This window comes from Sphingorhabdus sp., assembly GCF_044239005.1.
Classification (GTDB): Bacteria; Pseudomonadota; Alphaproteobacteria; order Sphingomonadales; family Sphingomonadaceae; genus Sphingorhabdus_B.
Genome location: NZ_JBIICH010000091.1, coordinates 1 through 8,422 on the forward strand (window position 1 = coordinate 1; position 8,422 = coordinate 8,422).

At 57.1% G+C, this 8,422-nt stretch carries 7 protein-coding genes; 5 read left to right on the plus strand and 2 right to left on the minus strand.

The genetic code is table 11. The features are described from left to right. Nucleotides 1-1,118 (plus strand): beta-ketoacyl-ACP synthase II (gene fabF, locus ACILQA_RS08075; protein ID WP_395629236.1); only part of this gene is annotated, 1,118 nt, incomplete at its 5' end. 4 nt (nucleotides 1,119-1,122) lie between these two features. Then, nucleotides 1,123-2,094 carry an endolytic transglycosylase MltG gene (mltG, locus tag ACILQA_RS08080; RefSeq protein WP_395629237.1) on the plus strand — a complete coding sequence of 324 codons (972 nt, stop codon included), beginning with the start codon at nucleotides 1,123-1,125 and terminating at the stop codon, nucleotides 2,092-2,094. A gap of 4 nt (nucleotides 2,095-2,098) precedes the next feature. Here mltG and ACILQA_RS08085 read toward each other — a convergent pair whose 3' ends face one another. Together ACILQA_RS08085 and ACILQA_RS08090 are read right to left on the minus strand one after the other, a co-directional pair. Then, nucleotides 2,099-4,045: an alkyl/aryl-sulfatase gene (locus ACILQA_RS08085; RefSeq protein ID WP_395629238.1), complete on the minus strand. Its 1,947-nt coding sequence runs from the start codon at nucleotides 4,043-4,045 to the stop codon at nucleotides 2,099-2,101. A gap of 95 nt (nucleotides 4,046-4,140) precedes the next feature. Beyond that, nucleotides 4,141-6,318, minus strand: coding sequence for a primosomal protein N' (locus tag ACILQA_RS08090; protein ID WP_395629241.1), 2,178 nt, complete (start codon nucleotides 6,316-6,318; stop codon nucleotides 4,141-4,143). Between the two features lie 175 nt (nucleotides 6,319-6,493). On the opposite strand from ACILQA_RS08090, the gene fsa reads away from it, so the two are divergent. The 3 genes from fsa to ACILQA_RS08105 all read left to right on the plus strand — a co-directional run. Further along, nucleotides 6,494-7,147 (plus strand): fructose-6-phosphate aldolase, encoded by a 654-nt coding sequence (fsa, locus tag ACILQA_RS08095; RefSeq protein WP_324479519.1) that lies wholly within the window; start codon nucleotides 6,494-6,496, stop codon nucleotides 7,145-7,147. A 161-nt stretch (nucleotides 7,148-7,308) separates the two neighbouring features. After that, nucleotides 7,309-7,944 (plus strand): GTP cyclohydrolase I FolE, encoded by a 636-nt coding sequence (gene folE, locus ACILQA_RS08100; RefSeq protein WP_395629239.1) that lies wholly within the window; start codon nucleotides 7,309-7,311, stop codon nucleotides 7,942-7,944. Nucleotides 7,945-8,024: 80 nt separating this feature from the next. Beyond that, nucleotides 8,025-8,422, plus strand: a 398-nt coding sequence (locus ACILQA_RS08105; protein WP_395629240.1) for a nicotinate-nucleotide diphosphorylase, incomplete at its 3' end; no start/stop codon positions are given.

Genomic DNA, 8,422 nt, shown 5'->3' on the forward strand with positions numbered 1-8,422 from the left:
ATATTGCCTGCGAGGTGAAGCCCAAGGACCACGCATGGGGCTTTGACCCCGACAAGCGCGTTGACCACAAGGTTCAGCGGCAGGTTGATCCCTTTATCATTTACGGCATCGATGCCGCAGGTCAGGCCTTGGAAGATGCCGGTCTCACCGAATTGACCGAAGAACAAAAGCTACGCGCAGGCTGCTCCATCGGATCCGGCATTGGCGGTCTGCCCGGCATTGAAAGCGAAGCATTGCTGCTCGCTGAAAAAGGCCCAGGTCGCGTCAGCCCGCATTTCGTGCATGGCCGGCTGATCAACCTGATCTCTGGTCAGGTCAGCATTAAATATGGCCTAAAAGGCCCCAATCACGCCGTGGTCACCGCATGTTCAACCGGCGCGCATTCCATTGGCGATGCCGCGCGCATGATCCGCGACGATGACGCCGACATCATGTTGGCTGGCGGCGCAGAAGGCACGATCAACCCACTGGGCATTGCGGGCTTCGCGCAAGCACGCGCGCTGAACATGAGCTTTAACGACCGTCCCGAAGCCGCAAGCCGCCCTTATGACAAGGACCGCGACGGTTTTGTTATGGGTGAAGGCGCAGGCGTTATCGTTCTGGAAGAATATGAGCACGCAAAGGCGCGCGGCGCAAAAATCTACGCCGAAGTCGTTGGCTATGGCCTTTCAGGCGATGCCTATCACGTCACCGCGCCGCACCCCGATGGCGACGGCGCCTATCGTTCGATGCAGATGGCGTTGAAAAAGGCGGGCATGACGCCAAGCGATATTGATTATATCAACGCCCATGGCACATCGACGATGGCCGACACCATCGAACTGGGTGCTGTGAAGCGTTTATTTGGTGATGCGATTACCAACGTCTCAATGAGCTCGACCAAGTCCGCCATCGGCCACCTTCTCGGCGGCGCTGGCGCGGTCGAAAGCATTTTCTGCATCCTCGCGCTCCGCGATCAAATCGTTCCGCCAACGCTCAATCTGGACAATCCGGATGAAGGCACAGAAGGCGTCGACTTGGTTCCGCATGTGGCGAAAAAGCGTGAAGTGAAAGCTGTGCTGAACAACAGCTTTGGCTTTGGCGGTACCAATGCCAGCTTGATCATGAAGGCTATCTGACGATATGCGCCGCCTCGCCAGATGGGCGATATTAGCGGCGGCGCTGCTGCTTGCTATCATTGCGGGCAACTTCATCTACGGCTGGACCGCACCGGGCCCGCTGGAGCGCGAAGTGACTGTGGTTATCAAGCCAGGTTCAAGCATTACCCTGGCCGCACAGCAGCTTGAAAAAGACGGTGTTATCAAGTCCGCCGATGCGTTCGTGAACCGCGCGCGAATTTTTGGCGGCACCAGCACGATTAAGGCTGGCGAATTCATCATCCAACCGCAGGCGTCGAATTCCGAGATATTGTCCATCCTCACCGGCGGCAAAACCGTCCAGCGGATGGTCACGATCCCCGAGGGGATGCCGTCGATCATGGTCTACGAACGCTTGATGGCGAATGACCGCCTCAGCGGCACTATCGCCATGCCGGCCGAAGGCTCCGTTCTGCCCGACAGCTATGCCTTTGGCATCAACGAGCCGCGCGCGGCCGTGCTGAAGCGTATGCAAGACGCGATGACAAAGACAATGGACGAACTTTGGCCAGAGCGCAGCCCGAACACGGTCGTCAAAACGCGGCTTGAGGCGTTGACGCTGGCGTCGATTGTCGAAAAGGAAACGGCGCTGAAATCCGAACTGCGGATTGTGGCTGGGGTATATTCCAACCGCCTGCGCAAGGGCATGATGCTTCAGGCTGACCCGACCATCATTTACCCGATTACCAAAGGCAAACCGCTGGGCCGCCGCATCCGCAAATCTGAAATAGGCGACGTCAACGACTATAACACTTATGCGATGACGGGCCTGCCAAAGGGCCCCATTGCCAATCCGTCACGCGCGGCGATTGCCGCCGTGCTGAACCCGCAAGCGACGAGCGCCTTGTTCTTCGTCGCCGATGGCAAGGGCGGACATGTGTTTGCCGACACGCTGCAACAGCACAACGCCAACGTCAAAAAATGGTACGCAATCCGCCGCGAACGCGGGGAAATGTAATCCTTTAAGGTTCGGCGATGTTGAATGGGCCCGGCATCGGGTCAAGCGCCGCCTGCAACTTGTCAACGACAGACCGGTCGCCTTCAATCTTCAGCCCAGCCATTTGCAATTGCGCTGCCGGCATTTTCAGGAACAACAAAGCAAGGAACAACTGACGCGGTCCGGATATGGTTACGGCTGGCGCAGCATGGCCTGTTCCCATTTCGCTGATCATCACCGCATTGCCGACGGTGACTTTCGCCGTCTCTTTCCGGTCCGAAATCACAAAGTTCAGGTTCAGCGCCGTATTGCCGATGATCGTCGGATCCAATCGTGTCGCGACAGAATCAAGCAACAGGCCGGTTGGTATCGCTGAAATCATGTCGATGCTTTGCGAACTTACGCCCGCCTTTATGCCATGCCTTAGCTCGGCCGCACCGGTCAGAAACATGTTACGCCAAATCGCGGATTCAGCCTGAAAACCTTGCTGTTCATAGCTGTCGGCTAGCAAAGCTCGGCCTTCGGCATTTTTCGGATCAGCAAAAACCAGCTGGTTCAACAGGTCCGACGACCAGCGATAGTCCCCCGCCTTCATCGCCTTTTTGGCCGCCGCGAGGAGCTTCTTTGCGCCGCCCATGGCCGCGACCATTTTCGCCGCGCGAATCTCGGGTGGATGGGGATTGAGGTTGGCAGGGACTGCGTCATACCAACCCAGATAATATTGATACACGGCCTTTGAATTGTGGCTGTAGGTGCCGTAATAGCCCTTGTTGAACCATTGGTCGCCAATCGCTGGCGGCGCTTTCAACACCTCGGCAATTTCGGCCTGGGTCATGCCCTTGTTCATCATGCGGACTGTCTGGTCGTGCAAATAGCGATAATTGTCGCGCTGCCCCGACAACGATCCTTTGACTTCGGATTGCCCAAAGCGCGGCCAGCAATGGCTTGAAATCATTATATCGCTACGGTCGCCGTACAGGTTGACAGCTTCGTTGAGGAAGCTGGACCAGCTTAATGTATCGCGTACCTTGGCACCGCGTGGGGTCAGAATATTGTGCAGACTGCAGGTGGCTATTTCTGCCGCCAAAAATGTGCGCGCTGCGGGGATATAAACGTTCATTTCGGCCGGCGCTTCTGTCGCGGGCACCATTTGAAATTCGAGATTCACCCCATCAATTTCGCGCACTTCGCCGGTTTTGCGAATGTCGATGGTTGGCGAAATAAGTGTAATGTCGCCGCCGCCAATGCCTTTACCGATGCCGCTGCCCATTTGACCCTGCGGCCCCGGTGCCAAGTTGGTGCCGAATTGAAATGTCGCGCGTCTGCTCATCGCTGGCCCAGCCATCACATTTTCGGACGCGGTTTCAGCCAGAAAATGTTCGGGCGCGATAATGGCGACTTTGCCGGCCTTAACATCGGCTTCATTGACGATGCCGCGCACGCCACCAAAATGGTCGCCATGGCTATGGCTATAGACAACTGCAGAGACAGGACGCGTACCCAGCTTTTCATTCACAAGCTTCAGCGCCGCAGCCGCCGTATCACGGCTGGTCAACGGATCGATGATAATCCAACCCGTTTGCCCTTTGATGATGGTCATGTTGGACACATCAAACCCGCGCACTTGCCACATATTGTCGGTCACCGCATATAGGCCATGCTTGCGCAAAAGCCCCATGTGCCGCCACAGGCTGGGGTTTACGGTGTCTGGCGACGCGCCATTGCCCATCCAGTCATAAGCGCCCAGATTCCAGACAGGCTTGCCATCTTTGTTGGTGATGATGGGGTCTGCAAGCGTTCCGATAAAACCGCGATCTGCAAATTCGAGGTCACGGCCATCTTCGACCGGAAGCTGCGCCGCCATGCTGCGCTGTGCGGCAATGGTCGCGTCCGATGCTGGCTTCGCGTCTTGTGCGAAAGCGCCTGTGGCCGACGCCGTGCTCAATAAAATGGCACATAAGAATTTCTGCATGTTGGTCTCTCCCCCAAAATTTTTTTGGACGATGCATCATAAGGCGGCGCAGGTAAATCAGGTTTTTCGACCCGGGATTATCCAGCCATCAGAATTTATAAGAAACTATACGGATCGACGTCCACCCCGACCCGAACGCTGCGGGGAAAATGCAAGCTGCCCAGCCATTCGCGAATGATGGTCTGCACCTCGACCGAACGTTGCGCATGCACCAACAGCCGCTGGCGGTACCGGCCACGCAGCATAGCGAGCGGCGCTGGCGCAGGGCCATAAACATACATGCCGTCAACCTGTGGCGCGGCACCACCGACCGCGCGCGCGGCTTCAATAGCCTCCCGTTCGTCTTCTGATGAAATGATGATCGCCGCAAAGCGCCCGAACGGCGGCGCGCCTGCTGATTTGCGTTGCTCGGTTTCCGCATCATAAAATGCATCGCGGTCCCCTGCGACCAACGCGGCGATCACGGGGTGGTTGGGATTACGCGTCTGTATGAAAACCTCACCCGGTTTTTCACCACGCCCTGCCCGGCCCGCCGCCTGCGCGATTTGCTGAAATGTCCGTTCGGCAGCGCGCAAGTCACCACCTTCAAGACCAAGGTCAGCATCAATCACGCCCACCAAGGTCAGCTCAGGAAAGTGATATCCCTTGGTCACCAACTGCGTGCCGATGATGATATCGACCGCCTTATTTTCAACCCGCGAGACGAACTCGGCGGCTTTTTCCGGTGACCATAATGTGTCCGATGTCGCAACGATTGTGCGCGCATCGGGCAACAGGCGATTTACCTCATCACAAATCCTTTCAACGCCGGGGCCACAGGCGACGAGCGTGTCGCTTTCGCCGCATTCAGGGCATTCGTCGGGTGGCGGCATGACATGGCCGCAATGGTGGCACGCAAGCCGGCGAACCAACCGGTGTTCAACCATCCAGCTTGTGCAATTGGGGCATTGGAAGCGGTGGCCGCATGTTCTGCACAAGGTGAGCGGCGCAAAGCCACGTCGGTTAAGGAACAGCAGGCTTTGCTCACCGCGTTCCACGCGCTCTTCCAAAGCCTTGAGCAATGTCGGCGCAATCCAATGTTGACGCTCGGGCGCGTCCAAGGTGAGGTCGATCGCCTTGATCTCCGGCATTTTGGCCGCGCCGAAACGGGACGGGATTTCCAACCCCTTATAGCGGCCAATCGTAACCATATGGCGCGATTCCAACGCGGGCGTAGCCGACGCCAGCACCACGGGAAAGCCTTCAAAGCGGCCACGCATCACCGCAACATCGCGGGCGTGGTACCGCACGCCATCTTCTTGTTTAAAACTGCTCTCATGCGCTTCGTCGACGATGATCAGCCGCAGATTGGCAAAGGGCAGGAACAAAGCCGATCGTGCCCCGACAAGCACCTTTGCACTGCCGTCCGCAACCGCGCGCCACACACGGCGGCGCTGCGTTGACCGCAAATTGCTATGCCATACGGCAGGCTCCACCCCGAAACGGGCTTCAAAGCGGGCCAGAAACGGCGCTGTCAGCGCGATTTCGGGGAGCAGGACCAGAACTTGCTTGCCTAGACGAATGGCTTCGGCAACCGCTTCAAAATAGGTTTCGGTTTTGCCAGATCCCGTCACGCCGTCGAGGACAAAGGTGTCAAACCCGCCCGATCGGACGGCGGTGACCATTGCGTCTGCCGCGACCATTTGCGCGTCATTCAATTTAGGCGCGCCGAAATCTGCGAGTGGTTCAGGCAGCGGAGAATCCACGCTGATCGTGACAGGTTCAAAGGCACCTGCCTTTATCAGCCCGCGGATGACAGCATCGCTAACGCCTGCTTCTGCCGCAAGCTCACGAACAAGGCCTTGCGCGCCCTCCAACGCGTCCAGCGCGGCAGCGCGTTGCGGGGTCAGCCGTGCGGGTTCAAAGCCGGTGCGCCGATATTCAATGATCGTACCAGACACTGTAAACGCCGCAGACGACGCCAAGACCATACGCAACACAGCGGCATGGCTGGTCAGATAATAATCGGCGACCCAGTTGACGAGGCGGCGAAGCCCTTGCCCAAGTGGCGGACAGTCGAGCAGTTCCAACACCGGCCGAAGTTTGCTGGCATCGACGGCTTCATCGCCAAAAACATCATCATCCCAGATAACACCCGGCAATTTACGCGGCCCCAGCGGGACCATCACCACGCACCCGGGCCCCGCCTCCATATCCGCAGGCAACCGATAGTCGAGCGGACCAATCGCTTGCGTCAACAGGACGACACGGACACGGTTGGTGGGCGGATTCATCCCGTCGATATAGGCAGACAAATGGGGGACGTCACCCACCTATCCCTACCAGTTCAAAAGCATGTTCTTTTAGCGTGATATATTGCGGCAATTCCGCACGGAATATTGCCTGTCATTTCCACGTTAACTTTGCCAATAGGCAGTATACCGAATCTACTATCAGGAATAACGTGCCATGAAATTTTTTGCCGACACCGCTGACATTGCCGATATCAAAGATCTGGCAGCGACTGGCTTGCTTGATGGCGTCACCACCAACCCAACATTGATTGCCAGATCGGGCCGCGATTTCATTGAAGTCACCCGCGAAATTTGTGCGCTGACCGATGGACCTGTATCCGCCGAAGTCGTTGCGCTGGATCATGCAACGATGATGAAAGAGGCGGAAATCCTCCGCAAGATTGCAAGCAATGTCTGCATCAAGGTGCCGTTGACGATCGATGGTCTGAAAACCTGCAAAGCGCTGACGTCAGAAGGGACCATGGTCAATGTGACCTTGTGCTTCTCTGCAAACCAAGCACTGCTGGCGGCCAAAGCCGGTGCAACTTTTGTATCGCCCTTCGTCGGTCGTCATGATGACAATGGCTTTGACGGCATGCAGCTGATCAGTGACATTCGCCTGATTTACGACAATTACGCATTCGACACTGAAATCCTCGTCGCCAGCGTGCGCCATGGTGTGCATGTGCTTGAAGCGGCCAAAATCGGCGCTGACGTCATGACTGCACCACCTGCTGTCATCAAGGGCCTGTTCAAGCATATCCTGACGGACAAGGGCATTGAAGGCTTTTTGGCGGACTGGGCGAAGACTGGACAAGCCATCGGCTAAAGCTATCGGCGCGGCTGTGCTTGAAGCACTAACCGTGCATCAATATGATATCGCATCATGGTGAAATGCCTATGGGTTATTCGCCGTATAGTTTTTAAAGGCGGGCGGGCCTATTTTTGGGAATGAAAATGGCGGGCACGTACGGCCGCCGGAGACCCAAGATGAACCAGCCCGAAAAGGTGTTTCCCATCGCACATATCCATTATGAAGACGAAATTGGTGAGAACGGCAAAATTGTCGTTCCTGACGAAGTCCAAGATGCCATTCGCACCCTAATCCGTTGGTCAGGTGATGACCCAGCCCGTGAAGGTTTGCTGGACACACCAGCACGCGTCGGACGCGCATGGCGCGAATATTGCGGCGGCTATGCGGAAGACCCTGCCGCGCATCTGTCGCGCACCTTTCAGGAAGTCGGCGGATATCACGAGCTGGTTTTGCTGAAGGATATCCCGTTCCAGTCCCATTGTGAGCACCATATGGCGCCGATCATTGGCAAGGCATCCATCGCCTATATGCCAACGGACCGCGTTGTCGGCATTTCAAAGCTGGCGCGCGTGCTGCACGGTTTTGCTCAACGGCTGCAGGTACAAGAACGCCTGACCGCTGAAGTCGCAAACTGCATTTGGGAACATCTGAAGCCAGAGGGCGTAGCCGTTGTCATTGAGGCGCAGCATGGTTGCATGACGGGCCGCGGTGTGAAGGTGCATGGCGTTGGCATGGTCACGTCAAAGCTTATCGGCTGTTTCCTTGACGACCAATCGAGCCGCAAGGAAGTCATGAGCCTGATGGGCTACTGATTACGGCATTGCTGCCCGGTTCGAACGCACTTATGGGTGGGGGCAACCCCATCCGATAAGAATCGCCGGACCGCACTGACATGGCCTTTACCCTTCCCCATTTTGATCTGGACGCGTTTGTCCGCGCCACGCTGGCCGAAGATCTGGGGCCAACCGGAATCGACGTTACATCGCAAAGCGTTATCCCGGCAGATGTCCGGTTTGAAGGCACGATGGATAGCCGTGACGCAATCGTCGTTGCCGGTCTGCCGATTGCCGTCGCGTTCTTCACATCGCTCGATCCCGCGATGGAAATCGACCTGCTTGTCGAAGAAGGACAGCAGGTTGCCGCAGGAACTGACCTCATGCGCCTTCGGGGCAATGCCCGCGCGATGCTGACGGCGGAGCGGTCCGCGCTGAACACGGTCCAACATCTTTCGGGCATCGCCACGCTAACACGGCAATATGTCGACGCGATTTCGGGCACGGGCTGCACCCT